26 protein-coding genes are annotated in these 23,516 nt (G+C 71.5%); 17 read left to right on the forward strand and 9 right to left on the reverse strand.

Annotated elements, in window-relative coordinates; all coding sequences use genetic code 11:
* The first annotated feature begins 134 nt into the window (after positions 1-134).
* Positions 135-1,088 (forward strand): heme o synthase, encoded by a 954-nt coding sequence (locus OG867_RS25315; RefSeq protein WP_328899626.1) that lies wholly within the window; start codon positions 135-137, stop codon positions 1,086-1,088.
* A gap of 92 nt (positions 1,089-1,180) precedes the next feature.
* A complete protein-coding gene (locus OG867_RS25320) occupies positions 1,181-1,543 on the forward strand; it encodes a hypothetical protein (protein ID WP_328899625.1) in 363 nt (120 codons plus the stop codon).
* 85 nt (positions 1,544-1,628) lie between these two features.
* On the opposite strand, the gene OG867_RS25325 is transcribed toward OG867_RS25320, so the two are convergent.
* From OG867_RS25325 to OG867_RS25335, 3 genes are all read right to left on the reverse strand, one after another.
* Entirely contained in the window at positions 1,629-2,642 is a 1,014-nt protein-coding gene (locus OG867_RS25325) for a COX15/CtaA family protein (protein ID WP_406288746.1), read from the reverse strand.
* A 75-nt stretch (positions 2,643-2,717) separates the two neighbouring features.
* Positions 2,718-3,485, reverse strand: a complete 768-nt coding sequence (locus OG867_RS25330; RefSeq protein ID WP_406288749.1) for an ABC transporter permease — start codon at positions 3,483-3,485, stop codon at positions 2,718-2,720.
* Positions 3,482-4,414, reverse strand: coding sequence for an ABC transporter ATP-binding protein (locus OG867_RS25335; protein WP_328899622.1), 933 nt, complete (start codon positions 4,412-4,414; stop codon positions 3,482-3,484). The genes OG867_RS25330 and OG867_RS25335 overlap by 4 nt, the downstream gene beginning before the upstream one ends.
* Before the next feature lie 136 nt (positions 4,415-4,550).
* Between OG867_RS25335 and OG867_RS25340 the strand changes: the two genes are divergently transcribed.
* The 9 genes from OG867_RS25340 (at position 4,551) to OG867_RS25380 (ending at position 11,560) form a co-directional block, all read left to right on the forward strand.
* Positions 4,551-5,291, forward strand: coding sequence for a metalloregulator ArsR/SmtB family transcription factor (locus OG867_RS25340; protein WP_328899621.1), 741 nt, complete (start codon positions 4,551-4,553; stop codon positions 5,289-5,291).
* Positions 5,288-6,709: a Fe-S cluster assembly protein SufB gene (gene sufB, locus OG867_RS25345; protein ID WP_031094525.1), complete on the forward strand. Its 1,422-nt coding sequence runs from the start codon at positions 5,288-5,290 to the stop codon at positions 6,707-6,709. Before OG867_RS25340 ends, sufB begins: the two co-directional genes overlap by 4 nt.
* A 60-nt stretch (positions 6,710-6,769) precedes the next feature.
* Entirely contained in the window at positions 6,770-7,951 is a 1,182-nt protein-coding gene (gene sufD, locus OG867_RS25350; protein ID WP_328899620.1) for a Fe-S cluster assembly protein SufD, read from the forward strand.
* Positions 7,951-8,268 carry a bifunctional 3-phenylpropionate/cinnamic acid dioxygenase ferredoxin subunit gene (locus tag OG867_RS25355; protein WP_073720274.1) on the forward strand — a complete coding sequence of 106 codons (318 nt, stop codon included), beginning with the start codon at positions 7,951-7,953 and terminating at the stop codon, positions 8,266-8,268. The genes sufD and OG867_RS25355 overlap by 1 nt, the downstream gene beginning before the upstream one ends.
* A 7-nt stretch (positions 8,269-8,275) precedes the next feature.
* Complete coding sequence (gene sufC / locus OG867_RS25360; RefSeq protein ID WP_328899619.1) at positions 8,276-9,040, forward strand: Fe-S cluster assembly ATPase SufC; 765 nt, start codon at positions 8,276-8,278, stop codon at positions 9,038-9,040.
* Entirely contained in the window at positions 9,037-10,293 is a 1,257-nt protein-coding gene (locus tag OG867_RS25365) for a cysteine desulfurase (RefSeq protein ID WP_328899618.1), read from the forward strand. Before sufC ends, OG867_RS25365 begins: the two co-directional genes overlap by 4 nt.
* Positions 10,294-10,314: 21 nt before the next feature.
* Positions 10,315-10,770, forward strand: a complete 456-nt coding sequence (gene sufU / locus OG867_RS25370) for a Fe-S cluster assembly sulfur transfer protein SufU (RefSeq protein ID WP_073968341.1) — start codon at positions 10,315-10,317, stop codon at positions 10,768-10,770.
* Complete coding sequence (locus tag OG867_RS25375) at positions 10,767-11,105, forward strand: metal-sulfur cluster assembly factor (protein ID WP_018104628.1); 339 nt, start codon at positions 10,767-10,769, stop codon at positions 11,103-11,105. Before sufU ends, OG867_RS25375 begins: the two co-directional genes overlap by 4 nt.
* An 89-nt stretch (positions 11,106-11,194) precedes the next feature.
* A complete protein-coding gene (locus OG867_RS25380; protein ID WP_406288754.1) occupies positions 11,195-11,560 on the forward strand; it encodes a VOC family protein in 366 nt (121 codons plus the stop codon).
* Here OG867_RS25380 and OG867_RS25385 read toward each other — a convergent pair.
* Positions 11,557-12,621: a hypothetical protein gene (locus OG867_RS25385; protein ID WP_406288756.1), complete on the reverse strand. Its 1,065-nt coding sequence runs from the start codon at positions 12,619-12,621 to the stop codon at positions 11,557-11,559. The genes OG867_RS25380 and OG867_RS25385 overlap by 4 nt on opposite strands.
* Positions 12,622-12,698: 77 nt before the next feature.
* Here OG867_RS25385 and OG867_RS25390 point away from each other — a divergent pair, with 77 nt between their 5' ends.
* Both OG867_RS25390 and OG867_RS25395 read left to right on the forward strand, forming a co-directional pair.
* Positions 12,699-13,019, forward strand: a complete 321-nt coding sequence (locus tag OG867_RS25390; RefSeq protein ID WP_018104631.1) for a multidrug efflux SMR transporter — start codon at positions 12,699-12,701, stop codon at positions 13,017-13,019.
* Positions 13,019-13,555 carry a TetR/AcrR family transcriptional regulator gene (locus OG867_RS25395; RefSeq protein WP_406288758.1) on the forward strand — a complete coding sequence of 179 codons (537 nt, stop codon included), beginning with the start codon at positions 13,019-13,021 and terminating at the stop codon, positions 13,553-13,555. The genes OG867_RS25390 and OG867_RS25395 overlap by 1 nt, the downstream gene beginning before the upstream one ends.
* A 7-nt stretch (positions 13,556-13,562) precedes the next feature.
* Here the strand turns inward: OG867_RS25395 and OG867_RS25400 are convergent, their stop codons facing one another.
* Positions 13,563-14,861 carry a lipase gene (locus OG867_RS25400; protein ID WP_406288760.1) on the reverse strand — a complete coding sequence of 433 codons (1,299 nt, stop codon included), beginning with the start codon at positions 14,859-14,861 and terminating at the stop codon, positions 13,563-13,565.
* 360 nt (positions 14,862-15,221) lie between these two features.
* Between OG867_RS25400 and dapD the strand changes: the two genes are divergently transcribed.
* A complete protein-coding gene (gene dapD / locus OG867_RS25405; RefSeq protein WP_406288762.1) occupies positions 15,222-16,211 on the forward strand; it encodes a 2,3,4,5-tetrahydropyridine-2,6-dicarboxylate N-succinyltransferase in 990 nt (329 codons plus the stop codon).
* Here the strand turns inward: dapD and dapA are convergent.
* Both dapA and OG867_RS25415 read right to left on the reverse strand, forming a co-directional pair.
* On the reverse strand, positions 16,208-17,101 hold the full coding sequence (gene dapA / locus OG867_RS25410; RefSeq protein ID WP_406288764.1) for a 4-hydroxy-tetrahydrodipicolinate synthase: 894 nt from the start codon (positions 17,099-17,101) through the stop codon (positions 16,208-16,210). The two genes, dapD and dapA, sit on opposite strands and share 4 nt — an antisense overlap.
* A gap of 115 nt (positions 17,102-17,216) precedes the next feature.
* The gene (locus tag OG867_RS25415) at positions 17,217-17,660 is read right to left on the reverse strand and encodes a GNAT family N-acetyltransferase (RefSeq protein WP_328899612.1); all 444 of its coding nucleotides are present in this window, start codon (positions 17,658-17,660) and stop codon (positions 17,217-17,219) included.
* A 221-nt stretch (positions 17,661-17,881) separates the two neighbouring features.
* Between OG867_RS25415 and OG867_RS25420 the strand changes: the two genes are divergently transcribed.
* The 3 genes from OG867_RS25420 to OG867_RS25430 all read left to right on the forward strand — a co-directional run bounded on the left by OG867_RS25420 (position 17,882) and on the right by OG867_RS25430 (position 21,285).
* Complete coding sequence (locus tag OG867_RS25420) at positions 17,882-19,399, forward strand: hypothetical protein (RefSeq protein WP_406288766.1); 1,518 nt, start codon at positions 17,882-17,884, stop codon at positions 19,397-19,399.
* Between the two features lie 145 nt (positions 19,400-19,544).
* The gene (locus OG867_RS25425) at positions 19,545-21,008 is read left to right on the forward strand and encodes an alkaline phosphatase PhoX (RefSeq protein ID WP_328904285.1); all 1,464 of its coding nucleotides are present in this window, start codon (positions 19,545-19,547) and stop codon (positions 21,006-21,008) included.
* A gap of 46 nt (positions 21,009-21,054) precedes the next feature.
* Positions 21,055-21,285, forward strand: coding sequence for a CarD family transcriptional regulator (locus OG867_RS25430; protein ID WP_018104640.1), 231 nt, complete (start codon positions 21,055-21,057; stop codon positions 21,283-21,285).
* 54 nt (positions 21,286-21,339) lie between these two features.
* Here the strand turns inward: OG867_RS25430 and OG867_RS25435 are convergent, their stop codons facing one another.
* Positions 21,340-22,545, reverse strand: coding sequence for a TerD family protein (locus OG867_RS25435; protein WP_406288769.1), 1,206 nt, complete (start codon positions 22,543-22,545; stop codon positions 21,340-21,342).
* A 109-nt stretch (positions 22,546-22,654) separates the two neighbouring features.
* Positions 22,655-23,470: an NAD(P)-dependent oxidoreductase gene (locus OG867_RS25440; protein WP_328899609.1), complete on the reverse strand. Its 816-nt coding sequence runs from the start codon at positions 23,468-23,470 to the stop codon at positions 22,655-22,657.
* Positions 23,471-23,516: the final 46 nt, after the last annotated feature.

Raw genomic sequence — 23,516 nt, forward strand, 5'->3', positions numbered from 1 at the left:
GGCCGTCCGCGCCACATCAACACGACCCCACCCCCGCGAAGGGCGGCCTGTCCCCAACGTCTACAGTGGTCGGGTTCGCGCAAGTCTTCACCGGGCCCTCACGCCCGGAGCTTGCTGGGATTTCTCTGTCAGGGGTGTGCGTGACGGCCGTCGAGTCCCGACCCGCAGGGGTCGCCTTGACTCCGAGCCCAGGGGGCCAACGCCCGTTCGGGGCCCGTGTCAAGGCATTCGTGGCACTGACCAAGCCTCGGATCATCGAGCTGTTGCTGATCACCACTGTTCCGGTGATGTTCCTGGCCGCTCAGGGTGTACCCGACCTGTGGCTCGTGCTCACTACCACCATCGGCGGCTATCTGTCCGCCGGCGGTGCCAATGCACTGAACATGTACATCGACCGCGACATCGACGCGCTGATGGACCGTACGTCGCAGCGCCCGCTGGTCACCGGGATGGTGAGCCCGCGCGAGTGCCTGGCCTTCGGCATCACCCTCGCGGTGGTCTCGACGGTCTGGTTCGGTCTGCTGGTCAACTGGCTGTCGGCGGCGCTGTCGCTGGGCGCCCTGCTCTTCTACGTCGTGGTCTACACGATGCTGCTGAAGCGCCGCACCTCGCAGAACATCGTCTGGGGCGGCATCGCGGGCTGCATGCCGGTCCTCATCGGCTGGTCCGCCGTGACGAACGAGATGTCCTGGGCCGCGGTGATCCTCTTCGCCGTCATCTTCTTCTGGACGCCGCCGCACTACTGGCCGCTGTCGATGAAGGTGAAGGACGACTACGCGCGCGTCGGCGTCCCCATGCTCCCGGTCATCGCGTCCAACCGGGTGGTCGCCCGCCAGATCGTCGCCTACAGCTGGGTGATGGTCGCCGTCTCGCTGCTGCTCACGCCGCTGGGCTACACCGGCTGGTTCTACACGGCCGTGGCGCTGCTGACCGGCGGCTTCTGGCTCTGGGAGGCGCACGGGCTGCTCAGCCGGGCCAAGTCCGGGGTGACGGGCGCGAAGCTCAAGGAGATGCGGCTGTTCCACTGGTCGATCACCTATGTGTCGCTGCTCTTCGTCGCCGTGGCGGTGGACCCCTTCCTCCGGTAGAACCCCTGTTCCGTCCGACGGGCGGGGAGCGTGGCCGATGCCACGCTCCCCGCCCGTCGCCGGTTGATCTACCCGCCGGTAGCATCCTGTCCATGGCAGAGACGGCAGAGGCTGAGACCCAGCAGGTGGACGGCAGGCAGGCGGCGCGCGCGGAGCGCAGGGCGGCCCGGCTGGCCAAGCAGATCGGTGCCTTCGCGAAGGCGCACGGCGGCGCCGAGGGGCAGCTCGCCTACCTCGGGCAGATGGGCGCCCGCATCGTCCTGGTGGGCGAGGACGGCGCGTGGGGCGATCTGGTCGCCCCCTCGTACGAGATCGCCGAGAGCGCCGCGCAGCGGTCCGGGATCACGCTCCACGAGTCCTTCGACGGCGAGTTCGCGGCGAAGGTGCGCACGGGGCCGTACGAGTGGAGCCGGATGGCCGGCATCCAGGTCGGCGGCCCGTCCAACGCGGCCTGAGGCCGGAGAAACGGACCGGGGCTCCCGCTCCGCGGCTGTGCGCCGTCGGAGCGGGAGCCCCGGTCCGTTCGTGTGTGCCCCCGCGTCAGCCCGCCGCGGCGGGCTCCGCCTGTGCGGCCGCCGGTGCCGGAACCCCGGCGACGGCCACCGGCCGCTCGCGCAGCGACAGCATGACGCGTACGACCCCGGTCCACACCAGGCACGAGCCGAGCATGTGCACGCCGACCAGGATCTCCGGGGTGTCGGTGAAATATTGCACGTAGCCCACGATTCCCTGGCTCATCAGGATCAGGAACAGCTCCCGGGTCCGGTGCAGTGGCCCGATCGGCGCGTCCACGGCCTTCAGGACGAACCAGAGCGCGACGGTCAGCGCCACCACGACCCAGGCCAGGTCCGCGTGCAGCTGGGCGACCGTCTTCCAGTCGATCGGGATGCGGTGGACGTCGCTGGAGTCGCCCGCGTGCCGTCCGGCGCCCGTGACCACCGTGCCCACGGCGATCAGCAGGCCCGCCGCGACGGCCAGCAGCCAGGCCAGCTGGGCGACCGCCTTGCCGACCAGGGGGCGCGGCGCCTCGTCGCCCTCACGGGTCCGCTGCCAGGTCATCAGGGCGACCGTGAGCAGCGCGGCGGAGAGCAGGAAGTGCGCCGCGACGGTGTACGGGTTCAGCCCGACGAGCACGACGATGCCGCCGAGCACCGCGTTGCCCATCACGATCCAGAACTGGACCCAGCCGAGCCGGGTGACACCGCGCCGCCAGGGCTTCGCGGACCGGGCCGCGATGATCGCCCAGCCGACGGCCGCGCACAGCACGTACGTGAGCATCCGGTTGCCGAACTCGATGGCGCCGTGGAAGCCCATCGCGCTCGTCGCCGTCAGGCTCTCGTCGGTGCACTTGGGCCAGGTCGGGCAGCCGAGGCCGGAGCCGGTGAGCCGGACGGCGCCGCCGGTCACGACGATGAGGACGGCCATCACGACCGCGGACATGGCCGCGCGGCGCACCGTCCGGGGCTCGGGCGTCCAGCGCTCGGCGATGTACAGCAGCGGATTGCGCAGGGCTTGAGCGACTTCGGCTCGGGTCAGCTTGGGCACGCGCACCATGGTAGGACGCCGCTTGTGCAAGCTTTCACGAGGGGGACGAGTTACGCGTATCGGCGACGGAACGCGTCTGCCGGGTCACTCCCAGCGGAAGAAGCGGGCCGCCGCGCCGAGCCCCAGTACCGTCCAGACCGCGAGGATGCCCAGGTCGCCCCACGGCATACCGGCGCCGTGTTGGAGGACGTCCCGCAGCCCGTCCGAGAGGGCCGCGATCGGCAGCAGGCCCAGCACCGACTGCACCGCGTCCGGGAACTTCTCCAGCGGCACGATCACCCCGCCGCCCACCAGGAGCAGCAGGAAGACCAGGTTGGCCGCGGCGAGGGTCGCCTCCGCCTTCAGCGTCCCGGCCATCAGCAGCCCGAGCCCCGAGAAGGCGGCGGTCCCCAGCACCAGGAGCAGCAGCACGGAGAGGGGGTTGCCGTGCGGCGACCAGCCGAGCACGAAGGCGATCACCGTCAGCAGGACCACCTGGAGGACCTCGGTGACCAGCACGGACAGGGTCTTCGCCGTCATCAGCGCCCAGCGGGGCAGCGGTGAGGCGCCGAGCCGCTTGAGCACCCCGTAGCGCCGCTCGAAGCCGGTGGCGATGGCCTGGCCGGTGAAGGCGGTCGACATCACGGCCAGCGCCAGCACGCCGGGCGTCAGGAAGTCGACCGGCTCGCCCGCGCCGGTGTCCACGATGTCCACGGAGCTGAACAGCACGAGCAGCAGCGTCGGGATGACCACGGTCAGCAGCAGCTGCTCGCCGTTGCGCAGCAGCATCCGCGTCTCCAGCGCGGTCTGCGCGGCGATCATGCGCGGCAGCGGGGCGGCGCCAGGCCGGGGGGTGTACGTACCGGCGCTCATGCGCGCAGCTCCTTGCCGGTCAGTTCGAGGAAGACGTCCTCCAGGGTGTGGCGCTCGACGGAGATGCCGGAGGGCATCACGCCGTGCTGCGCGCACCAGGAGGTGACGGTGGCCAGCAGCTGCGGGTCGATCTCGCCGGTGATGCGGTACGTGCCGGAGCTCGGTTCGTCCGCCTGCGTGCCGTCGGGCAGCGCCTTGAGCAGCGAACCGAGATCGAGCCCGGGGCGGCCGGTGAAGCGCAGGGTGTTCTCGGCGCCGCTCCGGCACAGGGCCTCGGGGGAGCCCTGGGCGACGATCCGGCCGGCGTCGATGACGGCGACCTCGTCGGCGAGCTCCTCCGCCTCGTCCATGAAGTGGGTGGTGAGCACCACGCTCACGCCGTCGGCGCGCAGCTCCCGGACCAGGTCCCAGGTGGAGCGGCGGGCCTGCGGGTCGAGCCCGGCGGTGGGCTCGTCCAGGAAGACCAGCTCGGGCCGGCCCACGACCGCCATGGCCAGGGCGAGCCGCTGCTGCTGGCCGCCGGAGAGCCTGCGGTAGGAGGTCCGGCCGCAGGAGCCGAGGCCGAGGCGCTCGGTCAGGGCGTCGACGTCGAGCGGGTGGGCGTGCAGCTTCGCCATGTGGCGGAGCATCTCGTCGGCGCGGGCGCCGGAGTAGATCCCGCCGGACTGGAGCATCACGCCGATCCGGGGGCGCAGCCGCGCGGCGTCGGCGACGGGGTCGAGGCCGAGGACCCGGACGGTCCCGCCGTCGGGGCGGCGGTAGCCCTCGCAGGTCTCGATGGTGGTGGTCTTGCCGGCGCCGTTGGGGCCGAGCACGGCGGTGACCGCGCCGGCCGGGATCTCCAGGTCGAGGCCGTCCACCGCGGTCTTGTCGCCGTACCGCTTCACCAGGCCGCTGATCCGGACGGCCGGGCGGGGCTCGCTGTTCATGGCAGACGAGTCTAGGCAGCGGCCCGGGAAGACCAGGCCCCGGGGCTTGATTAGGTAACCCTAAGTGATGAAAGGCACCGTTGATCGTTTCGGACCGTGGTTGTCACGGCCGGAGGAATTACGCAACAATGGCGTTGTGAAATACACGGGCGAGGCTCCTCAGGAGGAACTCGCGACCGGTGAGCGCTCGACGCGCAACCGCGTCGCGCGGTCCATCCTGGACCACGGCCCGTCCACCGTCGCGGAGCTGGCGAAGCGGCTGAGGCTCACCCAGGCCGCCGTGCGCCGCCATCTCGACGCGCTCGCCTGCGACGGCGTGGTCGAGGCCCGCGAGCAGCGGGTGTACGGGGCACGGACCCGGGGCCGTCCGGCCAAGGTCTTCGCCCTCACCGACTGCGGCCGGGACGCCTTCGACCAGTCCTACGACACGCTCGCCGCGGACGCCCTGCGCTGGATCGCCGAGACCGCGGGCGACGATGCGGTCATGGCGTTCGCCCGGGCCAGGACCGCCGAGCAGTCGGCGGCCTACCGCGCGGCGATCGATGCCGCGGACCCCGAGGCCCGTACGGAGGCGCTGGCCAGGGCGCTGTCCGCCGACGGGTACGCTGCTACGGCGCGCAGCGCGCCGGGCCCGCAGCAGGGTGAGCAGCTGTGCCAGCACCACTGCCCGGTCGCGCACGTCGCCGAGCAGTACCCGCAGCTGTGCGAGGCGGAGACGGAGATCTTCTCCAGCCTCCTGGGGACCCATGTGCAGCGTCTGGCCACCATCGCCCACGGCGACGGGGTGTGCACGACGTACATTCCGCGCAGCGGACACCCCACCCCACAGACCACCGATTCAGCATCTGCAAGCACGGCCGGGAGGAACCCCGCATGACGCTCCCCACGGAGACTGCCCACCCTGAGCTCGATGGCCTGGGCACGTACGAATTCGGCTGGGCCGACTCCGACGCGGCAGGCGCGGCGGCCAAGCGCGGCCTCTCCGAGGCCGTCGTCCGCGACATCTCGGAGAAGAAGAACGAGCCCGAGTGGATGCTGAAGCTGCGGCTCAAGGGCCTCAAGCTCTTCGGCAAGAAGCCCATGCCGAACTGGGGCTCGGACCTGTCGGGCATCGACTTCGACAACATCAAGTACTTCGTCCGCTCGACGGAGAAGCAGGCGGAGTCCTGGGAGGACCTGCCCGAGGACATCAAGAACACGTACGACAAGCTCGGCATCCCCGAGGCGGAGAAGCAGCGCCTCGTCGCCGGCGTCGCCGCGCAGTACGAGTCCGAGGTCGTCTACCACCAGATCAACGAGGAGCTGGAGGCGCAGGGTGTCATCTTCATGGACACCGACACCGCGCTGAAGGAGCACCCGGAGCTCTTCAAGGAGTACTTCGGCACCGTCATCCCCGTCGGTGACAACAAGTTCGCCTCGCTGAACTCGGCCGTGTGGTCCGGCGGCTCGTTCATCTACGTGCCGAAGGGCGTGCACGTGGAGATCCCGCTCCAGGCGTACTTCCGTATCAACACGGAGAACATGGGCCAGTTCGAGCGCACGCTGATCATCGTGGACGAGGACGCCTACGTCCACTACGTCGAGGGCTGCACGGCCCCGATCTACTCCTCCGACTCGCTGCACTCCGCGGTGGTCGAGATCATCGTGAAGAAGGGCGGCCGCTGCCGCTACACGACGATCCAGAACTGGTCGAACAACGTCTACAACCTGGTCACCAAGCGCGCCGTGGCCTACGAGGGCGCGACCATGGAGTGGGTCGACGGCAACATCGGCTCCAAGGTCACCATGAAGTACCCGGCCGTCTACCTGATGGGCGAGCACGCCAAGGGCGAGACCCTGTCCATCGCCTTCGCGGGTGAGGGCCAGCACCAGGACGCCGGCGCCAAGATGGTCCACATGGCCCCGAACACCTCGTCCAACATCGTCTCCAAGTCGGTGGCGCGAGGCGGCGGCCGCACCTCCTACCGCGGCCTGATCGAGATCGGCGAGGGTGCGCCGGGCGCGAAGTCCAACGTCCTCTGCGACGCGCTGCTCGTGGACACGATCTCCCGGTCCGACACCTACCCGTACGTCGACGTCCGCGAGGACGACGTGTCGATGGGCCACGAGGCGACCGTCTCCAAGGTCTCCGAGGACCAGCTCTTCTACCTGATGAGCCGCGGCATGACCGAGTTCGAGGCCATGGCGATGATCGTGCGCGGCTTCGTGGAGCCGATCGCCAAGGAGCTCCCGATGGAGTACGCCCTGGAGCTCAACCGGCTGATCGAGCTGCAGATGGAGGGTTCGGTCGGCTAGTACGCCGCCGAACACGTCCTGAAGTACTTGTTGACTGAGAAAGCGAGCACTACGACAGCCATGGCTGAGGCTCAGAACATCCCCGCGGGGTCCACCACCGCCGGTTCCATCGCGGTGGCCGCGGAGTCGACCGTCGCCACGCGCATGAGCGCCCCGCCGTCCTTCGACGTCGCGGACTTCCCCGTTCCGCACGGCCGCGAGGAGGAGTGGCGGTTCACCCCGCTGGAGCGGCTGCGCGGCCTGCACGACGGCACCGCCGTCGCGACCGGCAGCGGTGTGAAGGTCGCCATCGAGGCCCCCGAGGGCGTCGTGGTGGAGACCGTCGGCCGTGACGACGCCCGGCTGGGCAAGGCCGGCAAGCCGGTCGACCGGGTGGCCGCGCAGGCGTACTCGTCCTTCGAGCAGGCCCACGTCGTCACGGTGCCCAAGGAGGCCGTGCTGACCGAGCCGATCCGGATCGCCGTGCACGGCGAGGGCGGTGTCGCCTACGGCCACCAGCTCGTGGAGCTGGGCGCCTTCGCCGAGGCCGTCGTCGTCATCGACCACACCGGTGACGCGGTGCTCGCCGCCAACGTCGACTACGTGCTGGGCGACGGCGCCAAGCTGACCGTCGTCTCCGTGCAGGACTGGGACGAGCGCGCGGTCCACGTCGGCCAGCACAACGCGCTGGTCGGCCGGGACGCCTCGTTCAAGTCCGTGGTCGTCACCTTCGGCGGCGACGTGGTCCGGCTGCACCCCCGGATCGCGTACGCGGGCACCGGCGGCGAGGCCGAGCTGTTCGGCCTGTACTTCACCGACAAGGGCCAGCACCAGGAGCACCGCCTCCTGGTCGACCACAACACCCCGCACTGCAAGTCCAACGTGGCCTACAAGGGCGCGCTCCAGGGCGACGAGGCGCACGCGGTGTGGATCGGCGACGTGCTCATCCAGGCCGCCGCCGAGGGCACCGACACCTACGAGATGAACCGCAACCTGGTCCTCACGGACGGCGCGCGGGTCGACTCCGTGCCGAACCTGGAGATCGAGACCGGCGAGATCGTCGGCGCCGGCCACGCCTCCGCGACCGGCCGCTTCGACGACGAGCAGCTGTTCTACCTCCAGTCCCGGGGCATCCCGGCCGAGGAGGCCCGCCGCCTCGTCGTGCGCGGCTTCTTCGCCGAGCTGGTCCAGCAGATCGGTCTGCCGGACGTCGAGGCCCGGCTGCTCGACAAGATCGAGGCCGAGCTGGAGGCGTCGGTCTGATGGCCTTCGTCAAAGCCTGTGCGCTGAGCGAGCTGGAGGACGACACCCCCAAGCGGGTGGAGCTCGACGGCACGCCGGTCTCCGTCGTCCGCACCGAGGGCGAGGTGTTCGCGATCAACGACATCTGCTCGCACGCGAACGTCTCGCTGTCCGAGGGCGAGGTCGAGGACTGCATGATCGAGTGCTGGCTGCACGGATCGAGCTTCGACCTGCGCACCGGCAAGCCGTCCGGCCTTCCCGCGACGCGCCCCGTCCCCGTATACCCCGTCAAGATCGAAGGGGACGATGTGCTCGTCTCCGTCACCCAGGAGTCCTGAGTCACCCATGGCAACGCTTGAAATCCGCGACCTGCACGTCTCCGTCGAGGCCGACAACGCCACGAAGGAGATCCTCAAGGGCGTCGACCTGACCGTGAAGCAGGGCGAGACCCACGCCATCATGGGCCCCAACGGGTCCGGCAAGTCCACCCTCGCGTACTCCCTCGCAGGCCACCCCAAGTACACGATCACCAGCGGCACGGTGACCCTGGACGGCGAGGACGTCCTGGAGATGTCCGTGGACGAGCGGGCCCGCGCCGGCCTGTTCCTCGCCATGCAGTACCCGGTCGAGATCCCCGGTGTCTCGGTCTCCAACTTCCTGCGTACCTCCGCCACCGCCGTCCGCGGCGAGGCGCCCAAGCTGCGTACCTGGGTGAAGGAGGTCAAGGAGACGATGGCCGGCCTCCAGATGGACCCGTCCTTCGCCGAGCGCAACGTCAACGAGGGCTTCTCCGGCGGTGAGAAGAAGCGCCACGAGATCCTTCAGCTGGAGCTCCTCAAGCCGAAGGTCGCCATCCTGGACGAGACCGACTCCGGTCTGGACGTCGACGCCCTGCGCGTCGTCTCCGAGGGCGTCAACCGGGTCCGTGAGTCCGGCGAGGTCGGCACGCTGCTGATCACGCACTACACCCGGATCCTCCGGTACATCAAGCCCGACTTCGTCCACGTGTTCGCCAACGGCCGGATCGCCGAGTCCGGCGGCGCCGAGCTGGCCGACAAGCTGGAGAACGAGGGCTACGAGGCATACGTGAAGGGTGGCGCTGCCGCGTGACATATCTGCCGGGCCTCCTCGACACCGAGGCGATCCGCAAGGACTTCCCCCTCCTGGACCGCACGGTCCACGACGGCAAGAAGATCGTGTACCTGGACAGCGCGGCGACCTCGCAGAAGCCGCGCCAGGTCCTCGACGCCCTCAACGAGTACTACGAGCGCCACAACGCCAATGTGCACCGGGGCGTGTACACGATCGCGGAGGAGGCCACGGCGCTGTACGAGGGCGCCCGCGACAAGGTCGCCGCCTTCATCAACGCGCCCAGCCGCAACGAGGTCATCTTCACGAAGAACGCCTCGGAGTCGCTGAACCTCGTGGCCAACATGCTCGGCTGGGCCGACGAGCCCTACCGGGTCGACCACGAGACCGAGATCGTCACCACGGAGATGGAGCACCACTCCAACATCGTTCCCTGGCAGCTGCTCTCGCAGCGCACGGGCGCGAAGCTGAAGTGGTTCGGCATCACCGACGACGGCCGGCTCGACCTGTCCAACATCGACGAGATCATCACCGAGAAGACGAAGATCGTCTCCTTCACGCTGGTCTCGAACATCATGGGCACGCACAACCCGGTCGAGCAGATCGTCCGCCGCGCCCAGGAGGTCGGTGCGCTCGTCTGCGTCGACGCCTCCCAGGCGGCCCCGCACATGGTGCTCGACGTGCAGGCGCTCCAGGCCGACTTCGTGGCCTTCACCGGTCACAAGATGGTCGGCCCGACCGGCATCGGCGTCCTCTGGGGACGGCAGGAACTCCTGGAGGACCTGCCGCCGTTCCTGGGCGGCGGCGAGATGATCGAGACCGTGTCGATGCACTCCTCGACCTACGCCCCCGCGCCGCACAAGTTCGAGGCCGGTACGCCCCCGATCGCCCAGGCCGTCGGCCTCGGCGCGGCCGTGGACTACCTCTCGGCGATCGGCATGGAGAACATCCACCGCCATGAGCAGGCCATCACCGCCTACGCGGTGAAGCGGCTCCTGGAGGTGCCGGACCTGCGGATCATCGGCCCGGCCACCGCGGAGGACCGCGGCGCGACGATCTCCTTCACGCTCGGCGACATCCATCCGCACGACGTGGGGCAGGTGCTGGACGAACAGGGCATCGCGGTCCGGGTCGGCCACCACTGCGCCCGCCCGGTCTGCCTGCGGTACGGAATTCCTGCGACGACGCGAGCGTCGTTCTATCTGTACTCCACGCCCGCCGAGGTCGACGCCCTGGTGGACGGCCTGGAACACGTCCGGAATTTTTTCGCCTAGACGCGGCTGGGGATTGAACTCGTGAAGCTGGATTCCATGTACCAGGAAGTGATCCTGGACCACTACAAGCACCCGCACGGGCGCGGTCTGCGGGACGGCGACGCCGAGGTGCACCACGTCAATCCGACGTGTGGTGACGAGATCACGCTGCGGGTGCGGTACGACGGCGAGACCATCGCCGACGTGAGCTACGAGGGCCAGGGCTGCTCCATCAGCCAGGCCAGCGCCTCCGTGCTGAACGAGCTGCTGGTCGGCAAGGAACTGGGCGAGGCGCAGAAGATCCAGGCCGCGTTCCTGGAACTGATGCAGTCGAAGGGGCAGCTGGAGCCCGACGACGCGATGGAAGAGGTGCTGGAGGACGCGGTCGCGTTCGCCGGTGTCTCGAAGTACCCGGCCCGGGTGAAATGCGCGCTGCTGAGCTGGATGGCGTGGAAGGACGCGACGGCGCAGGCGCTGTCCGAAGGGAAGACCGCATGAGCGACAACGAGACCGTGACGACCAAGCCCGCCTCCGAGGAGGAGGTCCGCGAAGCGCTGTACGACGTGGTCGACCCCGAGCTGGGCATCGACGTCGTCAACCTGGGGCTGATCTACGGCATCCACATCGATGACGCCAACATCGCCACCCTCGACATGACCCTGACGTCCGCGGCCTGTCCGCTGACCGATGTCATCGAGGACCAGGCGAAGTCCGCGACGGACGGCATCGTCAACGAGCTCCGGATCAACTGGGTCTGGATGCCGCCGTGGGGCCCCGACAAGATCACGGACGACGGCCGCGAGCAGCTGCGCGCGCTGGGCTTCAACGTCTGAGCCTCCGCGTACGAACCGAAACGGCCCCGGCTGCCCGCCGGGGCCGTTTCGGCATTGTGGGCGCACGAGCCGCGGGGCAGACTGGGCCCATGGCCCTTCGCTTCTATCAGCTCGCCGTCGACGCCCACGATCTCCCCGCCCAGGCGCGCTTCTGGTGTGCCGCCCTGGACTGGCGGGTGCTCTACGAGGACGAGGACGAGATCGTCATCGGCGCCGACGAGACCGCGCTGCCCGGCATCTGCTTCCTGTCCGTGCCCGAGGACAAGGCGGTCAAGAACCGGCTGCACATCGACCTCTCCCCGGACGACCAGGCCGCCGAGGTCGAACGGCTGACCGCGCTCGGGGCCCGGCGCATCGAGGTCGGCCAGCCGTCGGACGTGACGTGGGTGGTGCTGGCCGATCCCGAGGGCAACGAGTTCTGCGTACTGCGCCCGAAGAAGACGCTGACCGACTAGGGCGTGTACCGCGGCGGTACGCCGGCGGCCTCGGTGAGGACCGGGGCCAGGTTCTCGGTGCGGATGCGCCGGTCCACGTACAGCAGCCCCGTGATCAGCGGCGGGAACACGGCGACGACCAGCTGGCCCACGAGCTGGCCGAGCACCGCGAGGACCAGGTAGCCGCCCAGGGCGGTGATGATCGCGGCCGGGTGCGTGTGCTCGTCCACGGCGGTGGAGCCCATCGCGCCGGTGAACATGCCGAGGAAGTTGAACGGCAGTTGGATGATGTAGCTCACCGCGGAGGAGATGAGGCCCGCGAGGAGCATCATGCCGAAGATCCGCCACCAGTCGCCGCGCACCAGCAGGGCCGAGCGGCGGAGCGAGGCCAGGGGGCCCTGGTTCTCGAAGACGGCGGCCGAGGGGGCGAGCGCCAGCCGCACCCAGAGCCAGAGGATCAGCGGGATGAAGGCGAGGAAGCAGACCGCGCCCACGACGATCAGCGTCACCGCGCCCCCGCCGCCGTCCGTGGCGACCGCGGCGATGATGCCCGCGGTGAGCGCGCCCACCGCCAGCGCCATCGGCACCATCGTGATCAGCCCGGTCAGCAGAAGCGTGCCGATCACCGCGGGCGTCCGCGCCCAGGCCCGCCGCCAGACCGCGGAGAACGTCGTCGGCCGGCCCAGCACCGCGTCCTGGAGGAGCGCCGGTACCGCCGCGTAGACCACGGCCGAGGCGATCACCATCGCGAGGAAGCCGAGCAGCACGACCACGCCGAAGGCGACGATCACCGGGACCACGTCCCCCGAGGCGGCGCTCTCGCCCTCGTCCAGATCGAACAGCCGGTCGAGATGGTCCGAGACCGCCCCGTACGCGACGGCGACCGCCACGCCCAGCACGACCAGGGCCCCGCCGTACAGCGCCGCGCCCACCGCGAAGAGCTGCTTGCCGTAGCGGCCCAGCGTCGAGAACGCGCCGTTGAATATGTCCCCGAGCCTCAACGGTCCCAGGGGTATGACCCCCGGCTTCGGCGGCGCCCAGCCACCGCCACCCCAGCCGCCCCACCCTGCGTCCTGCGCCACTGCTGCTCCCGCCCGTCTGTTCGATCATGTACTGAACGGACCACGGTAGCGGCAAGGCGTTGCGTACACTCGTACACATGGGATACGGACTGCTCGCCGCGGCCATCGCGGCGGAGGTGGCGGGGACGACCGCCATGAAGTACAGCGAGGGATTCACCCGGCTCTGGCCCTCGCTGATCACCGTCGCCGGCTACCTCCTGGCCTTCTCCCTGCTCGCCCAGACCCTCAAGACCCTGTCCGTCGGCACCGCCTACGCGATCTGGGCGGGCGTCGGCACCGCGGCCGTGGCCCTCATCGGGATGTTCTTCCTGGGCGAGTCCGCCACGCCGCTCAAGGCGCTCGGCGTCCTGCTGGTCATCGCCGGTGTGGTGGTGCTCAACCTGGGCGGGGCGCACTGATGGCCCGGCGGTACGACCCCGAGCGGCGCGACCGGATCATCGACGCGGCGATCCGGGTGGCCGGCGAGCGGGGCATCGCCGGGCTGAGCCACCGCTCCGTCGCCGCCGAGGCCGATGTGCCGCTGGGCTCGACCACGTACCACTTCGCCTCGCTGGACGAACTGCTGATCGCCGCCCTGCGCCGGACCAACGAGAACTTCGCCGCCGTCCTGCGCGAGAGCGCCGACCTCGCCGACCCGGACGCGGACCTCGCCACCGAACTCGCCCGGCTGCTCGGGGAGTTCTTCGCGGGCGGGCGCGGCCGGGCCGAGCTGGAGTACGAGCTGTATCTCGCCGCAGTGCGCAGGCCCGCGCTGCGCCCGGTCGCCGCCGAGTGGACCGACGAGGTGACCGCCCTGCTCCGGCCGCGCACCGATGCGGCCACCGCACGCGCCCTGGTCGCCCTGATGGACGGCATCTGCATCCAGGTGCTGCTCACGGGCGGCGCCTACGACGAGGCGTACGCCCGCGAGATGCTGGGCCGGGTCGCGCGCTGAGAGGGTGTCAGCGCCGGGAGAGCCCGGCGAACCAGCGGACGATGCGCGGGGTGGCCGCTACGTTCGACCCCAGGTGGCGCGAGCCGTGGTAGTCGGCCGCGCCGAGGTCCGTGACCGGGGCGTGCACCCCGTTCCCGGCCAGCGCCGCGTGGCAGATCGCCGTGTTTCCGGTCGTCGCCTGCTCGTCGCCGGAGGCCATGTAAAGGCGGACCGGGGCGCGCGGGGTCCAGTCCGCGCAGACCGCGTCGGTGGTCCGCAGCGCCTCGGCCAGGCCGCCCGTCGGGTGCGCGAGGAGGGCGCGGCCGTGCGCGGTCAGCAGCTCGTCCAGCGTCCCCGGGGTGCCCGCCATCAGCTCCTGGCCGGTGTGCGCGCCGTCGAAAAGGGCCTCCACGGTGGAGGCGTAGGGCTCCCGGAACACCTCACCCGGGTCCTCGTAGACCGGGTGCAGGCGGTTGAAGGCGACCAGGGTGTACGCGGCGTAGACCACGCTCGACTTGGCGTCCAGCTTGCCCGCGAGGAGCGCGCGCAGCTCCGCGCCGCCGAAGTCGTACGCCCCGCTGACCGGCGCCAGCGCGCCGAGCCGGAACCAGTGGTCCTCGCCCGCCTGGAGCGCCCGGCCGAGCCCGAGGGCCGCCGAAGCACCCTGCGAGAAGCCGGTGACCATGACCTCGCGGTCCAGGACGTGCCCGGTGCGGGGTGCGAAGGCGCGGGCGGCCCGGAGGAGGTCCAGCGACGCGGTGGTCTCGGAGCCGATGTCCATCCAGGGGTGGAGGCCGGGACCGGTGCCGAGGCCGAGGTAGTCGGGCGCGACCGCGAAGGACCCGGCCGAGGCGTGCGCGATCACCGGTGCGGAGACGAAGGCGGCGCGCTGGGCGGACGGGGCGTCGTCCCTGTGGCTGCCGGTGCCGTGGGCGAAGGAGACGGCGCGCAGCCGGGGCGCTCCGCGCAGCGGCACGGCGACGAGCCCGCTCGCCGTGGTGGGCCGGCCGTGCGCGTCGACGGTCCGGTAGACGAGCCGGTAGGCGACGACGCCGTACCGGACGGTGTCCGCGCCGAACCCGGCCGCGGTCAGGTCGGCGGTGACGGCCTGCGGGGTGGTCAGGGTGTACAGCCGCTCGGCGGAGACCAGGGTGCCCCGGCCGGCCGCATCGACGGGCGCGGCGTGCGTGGGGGAGGCGGGGGCCGGAGCGGCCAGGGCGGCCGGGCCGCTTAGCAGCAGCCCGCAGCAGGCGGCCGCCGCGACGGTGCGCAGGAGCACGCGGGAGCGGCGGGCGGGGAAGGCGGGCGAGGGGGCGGGTGCGGTCATGGGCCTCTCCAACTCAGGTGCTTTCTTGGCTACTTGAGCTTTTCGCGCCAGCGGGCCCGCGCGCATTGGCGGAGGCCCCCGGCCTGGTCGGGGGCTGTCCCCCGTACGGGTCAGCGGCTGCCCGCGCCCTCCACCGCCGCCCGCACGCTGTCCTCGGGTACAGCACCTCGCGGACCCGTACGGTCCCGGTCCACCACCGGGGTCAGCCGCGAAGGCCGCCTGCTCGTGCGGGCGTGTCGCGGGCGCCTCGATCAGCGGCCCGGCGGCTGCCCGGGTCTCCCGCGCCGGTCCCGGCGGCGCGCCGCCCGGAGGCTGGGACGGGTTCGCCCGCGCGGCCCCGGTCCGGTTAGGTTTCTGGTCATGACCGACACGACTTCCACCCGTACCACCGGCGCCGTCGCCGCCGGCCTCGCCACCATCGCCGGCGACGGTGCCGTCCTCGACACCTGGTTCCCCGCCCCCGAGCTGACCGCCGAGCCCGGCCCCGCCGGAACCGGGCGGCTCAGCCCCGACCAGGCCGTCAACCTGCTCGGCGAGGGCGCCGCCAAGGCCATCGGCGTCGACGCCCGCCGCGGGGTCGAGGTCGTCGCCGTGCGCACGGTCATCGCCTCGCTGGACGACAAGCCGCTCGACGCCCACGACGTCTACCTGCGCCTGCACCTGCTCTCGCACCGCCTGGTCCAGCCGCACGGGCAGAATCTGGACGGCATCTTCGGCCACCTCGCCAACGTCGCCTGGACCTCGCTCGGCCCGGTCGCCGTGGACGACCTGGAGAAGGTGCGGCTCAACGCCCGCGCCGAGGGCCTGCACCTCCAGGTCACCTCCGTCGACAAGTTCCCCCGCATGACGGACTACGTGGCGCCGAAGGGCGTGCGGATCGCCGACGCCGACCGGGTGCGCCTCGGCGCGCACCTCGCCTCCGGCACGACCGTGATGCACGAGGGCTTCGTCAACTTCAACGCCGGCACGCTCGGCACCTCCATGGTCGAGGGCCGCATCTCCGCCGGCGTCGTCATCGGTGACGGCTCGGACATCGGCGGCGGCGCCTCCACGATGGGCACGCTCTCCGGCGGCGGCAAGGAGCGCATCGTGATCGGCGAGCGCTGCCTGGTCGGCGCGGAGGCCGGGGTCGGCATCGCGCTCGGCGACGAGTGCGTCGTGGAGGCCGGTCTGTACGTCACCGCCGGCACCCGGGTCACCCTGCCGGACGGCCAGGTGGTCAAGGCACGCGAGCTCTCCGGCGCCTCGAACATCCTGTTCCGCCGCAACTCGGTCACCGGAGCCGTCGAGGCCCGCCCGAACAACGCGGTCTGGGGCGGCCTCAACGACGTCCTGCACAGCAACGACTAAGCAGCGACGAGGAGTTCCTCGTACGCCGCACGCAGCCCGTCGGACGCCTCGCGCCCGGCGGGCTGCAGCGGTTCGCGGACGGGGCCCGCCGCCAGCAGCGCCTTCGCGGTCACGGTGCCGGGCAGCCCGGAAGCCATCATCAGCGCGGTCAGCGGGGCCAGCCGCGCGTTCAGCCGGGCGGCCCCGGCGGTGTCCCCGGCGTCGAACGCGTCCAGCACCGCCCGCATCCGGCCCGGCACCACGTTGGCGACCGTGCTGACGTACCCGGCGCCGCCCACCGCGTACAGCGGCAGATTCAGCTCCTCGCAGCCCGAGTAGTAGGCGAGCCCGCCGGCGGCGATCACCCGGGTCGCCGTCAGCAGGTCCTGGGAGCAGTCCTTCACGGCCACGATGCGGGGGTGCTCCGCGAGCCTGAGCATCGTTTCCGGCTCGATGCGGGTGCCGGTACGGCCGGGGATGTCGTACAGCATCACCGGCAGGCCCGCCGCGTCCGCGATTCGCCGGAAGTGCGCCTCCACGGCCGCCTGCGGGGGCCTGCTGTAGTACGGGGTCACCACCAGGAGCCCGTCCGCGCCCGCCCGTTCCGCCTGGTGCGCCAGCTCGATCGTGTGCCGGGTGTCCGCGGTGCCGATGCCCGCCACCAGCGGCACGTCCGGGCCGACCGCGTCGCGTACCGCGCGCAGCAGCTCCGCCTTCTCGCCGTCGGAGGTGGTCGGGGACTCGCCGGTCGTACCGCTGAGCACCAGCCCGTCGCAGCCGCCCGCGACCAGGGCGACGGCGTGCGCGGCGGCCGTCTCCCGGTCGAGGGCGCCGTCGGCGGTGAACGGCGTGATCATGGCACAGAGGGCGCGGCCGAAGGGGCGCGGGCGGGCAGCGGCGGAAGGCGTCATGTCCGCAGTCTCGGCCCGCCTGACCGTGAAGGTCCACTTAGATCTGCTGTGGGTGAAGGTGAAGCAATGCTCAAGGGTGGGCGGGCGGCCGTGTGCTGCGGGGCGTCCCGGGCGCTCAGAGGGCGAGCTTGAAACCCTCATGGCTCGCGGTGAACCCCAGCGAGGTGTAGAAGCGGTGCGCGTCCGTCCGGCTCCGGTTGCTGGTGAGCTGCACCAGCGCGCAGCCGCGCAGCCGGGCCCGCTCCACGGCGAGCTCCATCAGCCGCCGCCCCAGACCGCCGCCCCGGCGGTCCGCCCTGACCCGCACGGCCTCGATCAGCGCCCGCTCCGCACCGCCCTTGCCGAGCCCGGGGATGTACGTCGCCTGGAGGCAGCCCAGCACCGTCCCGTCCGCCTCCAGCACCAGGATCTCGTTGCGCGCGTCGGCCGTGATGTCGGCGAACGCCTTCTCGTACGCCTCGCCCACCACGACCGACGCGGGGTCGGTCACCGCGTCCTCGTCGGCGAGCAGGGCGAGCACGGCGGGCAGGTCGGAGCGGGTGGCGGTACGCAGATTCACGCCCCGGATTCTGGCACGGGCGCCCCGGCGTGACACGGGCCGGTCCCGGGCACCGGAGCCCATGCCCGCATTCCGGTCGGCACGCGGCGAAATGCGTCTACGCTGGGGGCGTGTTCCGCATGTTTCACCTGCCCCGCCACAGGCCCTGGGCCCCGCGGCACATGTCCTGAGCCGGCCGGTCCGGCGACCGAAACCCCCGTATGTTCCGAGGAGACCCCCTGATGTCCGCAGAGCGCCCGACCCTGCCGCCGGTCCGGCTGCACACCGAGGCCGAGCTGGCACGGGACGCGCTGGCCGCGCCGCTGCTCGCCCGTGCCGCCCGGCTCGCCCGCTGGGCCGGCCCGGACACCAGGGTCGGCGCCGGCGGCGAACTGGTCGACGCGCAACTGCCCGCCGCCGCCGAACTCCTCGGCCTCACCCCGGACGAGGACGGCGCGGCCGAGGCCAGCGAGGCGTGGCGGCTCGCCGTGGACACCGGTCTGGTCGACATCGAGGACCCCGCAGGTGAGACGGGCGACCCGGACGACACCATCGGCGGGGAGGACGGCTTCGGCGGGGACGACGGGGCCGGGGGCGAGGAGCCGGCCGGGACCGTCACGCCCGGCGAGAACCTGGCGCTGCTGACCGGGGGTTCGCCTGCGGACGTCCTCGCGATCTGGCTCGACGGCCTGGAGGCCGCGTACGCCGACGCCACCGCGCCCGCCTTCGATGACTTCGCCGACCTCATCGGGGAGGACGGCTCGGTCGACTTCGACGCGCTCGACTGGGACCCGGAGACCGAGACGGAGTTCCTGGACGGCGTCCTCGGCAACCTCTACCTGCTCACCGTCGGCGAGGGGGCGGACGGGTCGCCCGTGCCGCTGCCCGCGCTCGCCGCCTCGATGATCGTCCCCGACGACATGGGCGAGCCCACCGACGACGTCCTGGAGCAGGTCTCGGACGCGATGATGCGGCTGGACGACCAGTTCCGGGTCCTCGAACCCATCGGCATCGTCGAGTACCAGCCGGTGGACGAGGCCCTGCTGGTGGAGGAGGGCGAGGACACGCCCGCCCCGGGCGACGAGGAGGACGTCACCCGCTACGGCATGGTCCGGCTCACCCCGCTGGGCCTCTACGGCATCCGCGCCCGCATGCTGGACGCCGGGGTGGACGCTCCGGCGATCGGCGACCTCGCGGACAAGGGAGCCGACGCGCTCCTCGGCGGCGTCGCCCACTACCCGGAGGCCGCGGCCCGCGCCGAGATCCAGCTGTGGCTCACCCGCCGGGGCCCGGACGGCGTCGCCGCCGAACTCCTGGACGCCGCGCGGGGCACGGACGAGCTGGGCCCGCTGCGCCGACTGCACTGCCAGCAGGCGCTCGCCCTGGTCGGCGCCGAGGCGGAGCCGGCCGTGCGCGCGGTGCTGGGCGACCCGGAGCTGGGCGGCCTGGCCCGGGTCTGGCTCGCCGAGCGCGGCGCGGAGGGCGTCCCGGCGCCCTCCGAGGAGATGATCTTCTGGCTCGCCATCGACACGATCGCGGCCCAGCTGGAGGCCGCCGGCGACCTCGAAGAGCTCCAGGGCCTGGTCGAGGGCCTGTCCGGCCAGCACAGCGGCTTCTTCGAGGAGGCGTGGCGCGTCGACCACCCGGCCACCGCGGACGTCCTGGAGGCGATGGGGCGGCTGCACAGCGACAAGAAGCAGGCCAAGGACGCCCGCAAGGCCGCGTTCAAGGCGCGCTCGCGCGGCGGTTCGGCCGACTGAGCGGGCGTACCACGACGGAGTGCGGGGCGGCCGAAGTTCACCGAACGGGCCGCCCCGAAGTCGTCACCGGTTCAACTGGTGTTGGGGAACGGACGGAACGGTGAGGGCCGTCAACAGCACGCCCCCGCAGCACCAGGAGTACGTGATGGCCTTCACGCGCAGGGAATTCACCAGACAGTCCGCCCTCACCGGCGCCGGCATCGCCCTCACCGGAACCGTCGCCGCGCTGGCCACCGCGCCCGGCGCCCTCGCCGCCGGGGACCCGAACCACGGCGATGGTCACGGCCACGACGGTCACGGTCACGGCCATGACCACGGCCCCGGGTACGGCCCGCTGCGCTCCGACCCGAAGGGCGTACTCGCGCTGCCCGCCGGATTCTCGTACCGGATCATCACGCACTGCGGGGTCACCAAGCTGGACAGTGGTGAGTACACCCCCTCCAACCACGACGGCACGGCCGCCTTCGAGGGCCCGCGCGGGGTGACCCTCCTGGTCAACAACCACGAGCTGGCCGGCACCCGGGAGGGCTGGGAGCACCCCGTGCCCCTCACCGACGGCCTGGTCTACGACCCGGTCGCGGCGGGCGGCTGCACCGTCGTGGAGACCCGCCGCGACGGCCGCACCGCCGAGTGGGTCGGCATCGCCGGCACCTCCACCAACTGCGCGGGCGGCGCCACCCCGTGGGACACCTGGCTCACCTGCGAGGAGACCGAGGACAAGGCCGGCAAGAACGGCCTCCTGAAGGACCACGGCTACGTCTTCGAGGTCGACCCGTACGACAAGCGCGCCAACCGCTCGCCGCGCCCCGTCAAGGCGTTCGGCCGGTACGCGCACGAGGCGGTCGTCATCGACCCCAAGCAGGGCCACGCCTACCTCACCGAGGACGCGGCCGGTCCCAACGGCCTGCTCTACCGCTGGGTGCCGCCGCACGGCTTCCGGCACGGCCGGGGCAAGCTGCGCACCCTCGCCGACGACGCGGGCGTGCTCCAGGCGTTCAAGTGCTTCGACAAGTCCGGAAAGTTCGTGGACGACCTCTCGCGGGCCACGAAGACCGGCACCGTGTACGGCGTGGACTGGGTGGACGTGCCGGACCGCGACGCCAGGTCCGTCTCGGTGCGCAAGCAGTTCGCGGACGGCACGGTCACCCGCGCCCGCAAGCTGGAGGGCATGTGGTGGGCCGACGGCGGCACGTACATCGTGTCCTCCTTCGCCCGTGACGAGAGCCCCGTCCAGCACGACGGCCAGGTCTGGTTCTACGACCCGAAGCGCCGCACGCTGACCCTGAAGGTGCTCCTCGGCGTCAACCCTGACCCGTCGAAGGACGGCGCCTTCGACGGCCCGGACAACATCACCGTCTCGCCGTACGGCGGCCTGGTCATCGCGGAGGACGGCGAGGGCGTCCAGCACCTCTTCGGGGCCACCGAGAGCGGCCGTACGTACCCCATCGCGCGCAACGAGCTGAACATCGGCAGCGAGGCGGAACCGGAGTACAGCGAGTTCACCGGGGTCACGTTCTCGCCGGACGGACGGACGCTGTTCGCCAACATCCAGACCCCGGGGATCATGGTCGCGATCACCGGTCCGTGGAAGCGGCAGCCCAACCGTTAACAGCGGGGCATGGCGTCGGGCCCCTCGGGGGCGCATACTCGACTTAATGAAACAGTCAGCCGGCTCCCGCCGCCACCTGCCGTCCAGTCCCTTCAACCGCCCGGCCCAGGCGGCCCCACCGGTCGAGTTGTTCGACGTGGGTGACCGGGTCTCGCACGACCAGTTCGGTCTCGGGCGCGTCCTCGCCGTCGAGGGCGACAACGATGCGGTGCTCATCGACTTCGCGGGCCGCCAGGGCCGCATCATGAGCCCGTACTCCAAGCTCACCAAGCTCTGAGGCCGTCACAGGGGCCGTCCGCCAGCCGCGCGGACGGTCCCTGAGCCATGCCCGCTACAGGGTTTGGGCGGCCGGTTTGACCATGCCCCGGACGGTCCGGGACTTCACGAAGTCGCCCAGTGCGGTCATCTCCCACTCGCCGGAGAACTGTTTGATCAGCTTGGCCATCATCACGCCGGTCTGCGGTTCGGCCCCGGTCAGGTCGAAGCGGACCAGCTCCTCGTCGGTGGCGGCGTCCACCAGCCGGCAGTACGCCTTGGCGACCTCGGTGAACTTCTGGCCCGTGAACGAGTTCACCGTGAACACCAGGCCCGTCGCCTCCGCCGGGATCCGGCCCAGGTCCACGACGATCACCTCGTCGTCCCCCGCGCCCTCACCGGTGAGATTGTCCCCGGAGTGCTTGATCGCGCCGTCCAGGATGGACAGCTTGCCGAAGTAGCAGCTGTCCAGGTGGTTGCGCTGGGGGCCGTACGCGATGACCGAGGCGTCCAGGTCGATGTCCTTGCCCCGGAAGGCGGGCTCCCAGCCGAGGCCCATCTTGACCCGGGAGAGCAACGGGCGCCCCGCCTTGACCAGCGAGACCGTCTCGTTCTTCCGGAGGCTGACCCGGCCCTTGTCCAGGTTGATCCGGCCGGGCGCGGCCGGTGCGGAGGCCGCGGGGGCGGCCGGGGGCGCGGGGGCGGTGACCGGAGCCGGGGCGGCGGCCGGCGGCGGGGGAGCGGGTGTGGTGACCGCCGGGGCGGCGGGCGCGGCGGCGGGCTCCTCGACCGTGACACCGAAGTCCGTGGCGATACCGGCCAGGCCGTTCGCGTACCCCTGGCCGACCGCGCGGACCTTCCAGGCGCCGCCGCGCCGGTAGATCTCCATGATCACGAGCGCGGTCTCGGTGCCCAGCCGGGGCGGGGTGAAGGAGGCGATCGCGGCGCCGTCGTCCGCGTTGCGCACGGTGGCGGTCGGCTCGACGCCCTGGAAGGTCCGGCCGGCGGTGTCCGGGCTCGCCGTGACGACGATCTTCTCGATGCCGGCGGGCACCGAAGCGGTGTCCACGACGACGGCGTCCGGCGCGCTCCCGCCGCCGGAGCGGTAGCTCACGCCGGGGCCCGTGGGCTGGTTGTAGAAGATGAAGTCGTCGTCTGAGCGCACCTTGCCGTCGGCGGTGAGCAGCAGGCCCGAGACGTCGAGCCGCACGGGCGCGGCGACGTCCACCGCCACGCGGACGGTGTTCAGCGGGAGGTTCGAGCCGGGTGTCATAGCGGTCATGTCCGGATGAACGAACGACCCGGCTTTGCCGTTCCCTTACCTTTCGGCAGCTTCGCCCGAACGGCGGAATGCCCCGTTCCGGGCGCCGCTCGGTGCGACCGGACCCCGCTCAGTGCGGCCAGCGGGGCGGGTGGGTGCAGAAGTGGCCGCCGAGGTGGGCGTGGTCCGGGTTGGCCGGGTCCAGCTCGCCCTGGTCCGCGACCAGCTTCGCCGCGTACGGCTCCGAGTCGTCCCGCGGCTCGTAACCCAGCGCGCGGGCCGAGGTGAGGTCCCACCACAGCCGGGTGTTGTCCGAGGAGCCGTGGACGACGGTGTGCCCGACGCCCTCGGCGGTGAGCGCGGCGTCGAGGAGCCGGGCGCCGTCGGCGGGGCTCATCCACACGGAGAGCATCCGTACGGAGGTCGGCTCCGGGAAGCAGGAGCCGATGCGGACGGAGACCGTCTCCACGCCGTGCAGGTCCCAGTAGAGCTGGGCGAGGTCCTCGCCGAACGACTTGGAGAGGCCGTAGAAGGTGTCGGGGCGGCGCGGGGTCTCCACCGGGATCAGCGGATCGCCCGGGAGCGGGCGCGGGGTGAAGCCCACCGCGTGGTTGGAGGAGGCGAACACGACGCGCCGGACGCCGGCCTCGCGCGCGGCCTCGTACAGGTTGTACGTGCCCTCGATGTTCGCCTTGAGGATCTTGTCGAACGAGGCTTCCAGGGAGATGCCCGCGAGGTGGATGATCGCGTCGACCCCCGTCACGGCCGCACGCAGCGCCTCCCGGTCGCCGAGGTCGGCGGTGATCGCGTCCGGCTCGCCCTCGATCGGCACCATGTCGAACAGGCGCAGCGTGTAGCCGTGGGCGGGCAGCAGCTCGCGCATCAGCGTGCCGAGGCCGCCGGCGGCGCCGGTGAGCAGGACGGTGCGGGGCTTTTCGGCGGGCATGCGGGGTCTCCTCTTGGATCAGGTTCACATGCGTGGACAAGGTATG

Source organism: Streptomyces sp. NBC_00209 (assembly GCF_045206345.1).
Lineage (GTDB): Bacteria > Actinomycetota > Actinomycetes > Streptomycetales > Streptomycetaceae > Streptomyces.